The sequence below is a fragment of the Streptococcus sp. HMSC063B03 genome (genome assembly GCF_001836965.1).
Taxonomy (GTDB): Bacteria; Bacillota; Bacilli; order Lactobacillales; family Streptococcaceae; genus Streptococcus; species Streptococcus pneumoniae_F.
In genome coordinates this window covers 57,884-58,149 of sequence record NZ_KV831054.1, presented here as the reverse complement: position 1 = coordinate 58,149, position 266 = coordinate 57,884, and the positions used below count along the sequence as shown (strand labels likewise).

The 266-nt window shown below is 48.9% G+C and carries 1 protein-coding gene; it reads left to right on the top strand.

Annotated features, from left to right (window positions below; all coding sequences use genetic code 11):
• Positions 1–266: hypothetical protein (locus HMPREF2628_RS10940; protein WP_180364286.1), on the top strand; the 266-nt coding region annotated here is incomplete at both ends.

The following is a 266-nucleotide window of genomic DNA, read 5'->3' as shown; positions in this document are numbered from 1 at the left end:
ACCAGAAACGGCTGATAAGCCATCCTATACAGGTACCCAGTCCGGAGCGGTTGTTGAACCAGAGCAAGTGGCTCCACAACCAGAGTACAAGGGAACTCAATCTGGTGCGATTGTTGAACCAGAGACTCAGTCTTCCTTACCAGAATATAAAGGTGAGCAATCGGGAGCTGTTGTAGCCCCTGAGACAAATGAAAAACCAGAATATACTGGCACCCAATCTGGAGCCATCGTCGAACCAGAAACGGCTGATAAGCCATCCTATACAG